We start from the raw sequence: 2,383 nt of genomic DNA on the forward strand, positions 1-2,383 counted from the left end.
CACCGCGTAACCAACGCGAAACACGACCTGCACGCTGGCAGAAACGGCGCCTCGCGAGACTGGGCGTGCACGCCGCGGAAACCCGTACTCACCGCGACGTGACCCCTGTCACCGATCAATGTGAGGTACCACCTATGGACGCACCCGGCAACATCGCCTGGGGGATCATGGCCACCGCGCTCGTGCTATTCATGACGCCCGGTGTCGCCTTCTTCTACGGCGGTCTGGTCAAGGCCAAGAGTGTCGTCAGCATGATGATGATGAGCTTCGGAGCGCTCGGACTCATCAGCGTGCTGTGGATTCTCTACGGCTACAACATGAGCGCAGTCGGCAGCCCGTGGGAGTTCGCGGGCAACCCGTTCAGCGACTTCGCCCTCAGCGGGCTCGCCACCGGCGAGGACGCGAACACCTCGCTCATCGGCGTCGCGTTCGGGGCTACCTTCGCCATCATCACCGTCGCGCTCATCTCCGGTGCCATCGCCGACCGCGCGAAGTTCGGCTCGTGGATGCTGTTCGCCGGGCTGTTCGCGACCATCGTCTACTTCCCGGTGGCCGCATGGGTCTGGGGCGGCGGCTGGATCTTCAACCTCGGCTCGAGCATGGGCTTCGGCACGGAGGTCATCGACTACGCCGGTGGCACCGCGGTGCACATCAACGCCGGTGCGGCGGCCCTCGCCCTCGCCCTGGTGCTCGGCAAGCGCATCGGATTCCAGAAGGGCATCCACAAGCCGCACAACGTGCCGCTGGTGATGCTCGGCGCGGCCATCCTGTGGTTCGGCTGGTTCGGCTTCAACGCCGGCGCGGAGTGGCTCTCTGAGGACATGGGCGGTGTCGGTCTCATCGGCCTCAACACGCTCGGCGCCACCGCCGCAGCCGTGCTCGGCTGGGTGATCGTCGAGAAGCTCAAGGACGGCAAGGCCACCTCGATCGGCGCCGCCTCCGGTGCCGTCGCGGGTCTGGTCGCCATCACCCCGGCCTGCGCCAACCTCACTCCCGGCTGGGCTCTGCTGCTCGGCGTCATCTCCGGTGCCGCCTGCGCCTTGGCGATCGAGCTCAAGTGGAAGCTCGGCTTCGACGACTCGCTCGACGTCGTCGGCATCCACCTCGTCGGTGGCCTCATCGGCACGATCTACCTCGGCTTCTTCGCCACCGAGACCGGCCTGTTCGTCGGCGGCAACGCAGAGCAGCTGATCATCCAGGTGATCGCGGCGCTGGGTGTCATGGTCTACTCCTTCGTCGTCGCCGGCATCCTCGGCTTCGCGATTCAGAAGACCCTCGGATTCCGCATCAAGAACGAGGACGAGATCGCCGGTGTCGACACGGTCGTGCACGGCGAAGAGGGCTACGCCCTCGTCGACTGACCTGGGGACGGCACGAAGGGGCGTCGCGGCATCCACCGCGGCGCCCCTTCTGCGTGCCCGGGGATAGGGTGGCGCGGTGGCTACCCGCTCTCCGCTCAGGCGTCTGCTGTCGCTGTTCCATCGGCCCAAGACCGCGGCACCGCCCGTGCGCCTCTCCGACTCCCCGGGACGCGGCGGATCGACGGCGACGGTGGAGATCACCCCGCCCGCGGCAGGCGCCTTGCGCCTCGCGTACTCGCCCGACCGCGACGGCCGTCCCGACGGCGGCGAGGTCGTCTGGACCTGGGTGCCCTATGCCGAACGGGACGGCCGCGGCAAGGACCGTCCCGTTCTCGTCATCGGGCGCCAGAGCGTGGACCGGGTATATGCGCTCAAGCTGACCAGCAGCCCTCGAGAGGGCGACGGCAACCTGATGCCGATCGGGACGGGGGAGTGGGACAGCCGGCGTCGCCCGTCGTGGGCCGATCTGGACCAGCTCTACAGCGTGCACGACGCCGGCCTGCGGCGCGAAGGTGCGGCGCTGGACCGCCCTGCCTTCACGCGCGTGGCCGCTGAGCTCCGCCGACGGTATGGCTGGCGGATGCCGGGCTGAGCCTTCCCGTGTCAGCTCACCGCCGAGATGACGCCGGTGACGAGCAGGGCGATGATCGTCGACCAGCCGACGATCGCGACGGCCTGCCACGCGAGGATGCGCACCTTGCCGACACCGACCGCGGCGAGCATGGTGGCGGTGAAGTGCGTCGGCAGCAGCAGCGGGCCCAGCAGGCTGACCCCGGGGACCCCGTAGCGGTCCAGGGCGCGCAGGAACTTCGCGCGGCGGGTCGGGTTGCCGCCGAGGCCCTCGGTCGTCTCGACGTCCGGGGTCTCGGAGGCGAGATCCTGCACCGGCGCTCCACCGCCGATCGCCACCGCTTCGCGCGCCCGCACGCTCTCGCGGCGCCGGGTGACGACGGCCGTGCGCGCACCGGAGCTCAGCAGCACCAGCACCGCGACGCAGAGGAAGTTGCCCACGACGCCGGCAG

At 69.4% G+C, this 2,383-nt stretch carries 3 protein-coding genes; 2 read left to right on the forward strand and 1 reads right to left on the reverse strand.

The window, feature by feature from the left end; translation table 11 throughout:
• Positions 1-134 precede the first annotated feature (134 nt).
• On the forward strand, positions 135-1,361 hold the full coding sequence (locus NQ160_RS22370; RefSeq protein ID WP_257517236.1) for an ammonium transporter: 1,227 nt from the start codon (positions 135-137) through the stop codon (positions 1,359-1,361).
• Positions 1,362-1,437: 76 nt separating this feature from the next.
• Positions 1,438-1,953: a type II toxin-antitoxin system PemK/MazF family toxin gene (locus tag NQ160_RS22375; RefSeq protein WP_257517237.1), complete on the forward strand. Its 516-nt coding sequence runs from the start codon at positions 1,438-1,440 to the stop codon at positions 1,951-1,953.
• A gap of 11 nt (positions 1,954-1,964) precedes the next feature.
• Here NQ160_RS22375 and NQ160_RS22380 read toward each other — a convergent pair.
• Positions 1,965-2,383, reverse strand: a 419-nt coding sequence (locus NQ160_RS22380) for a small multidrug efflux protein (RefSeq protein WP_257517238.1), incomplete at its 5' end; no start/stop codon positions are given.

This window comes from Microbacterium sp. zg.Y909, from assembly GCF_024626565.1.

Excerpts from the sequence above, each read along its gene's own strand:
- NQ160_RS22370 (WP_257517236.1), top strand. The coding sequence starts at position 135 with ATGGACGCACCCGGCAACATCGCCTGGGGGATCATGGCCACCGCGCTC.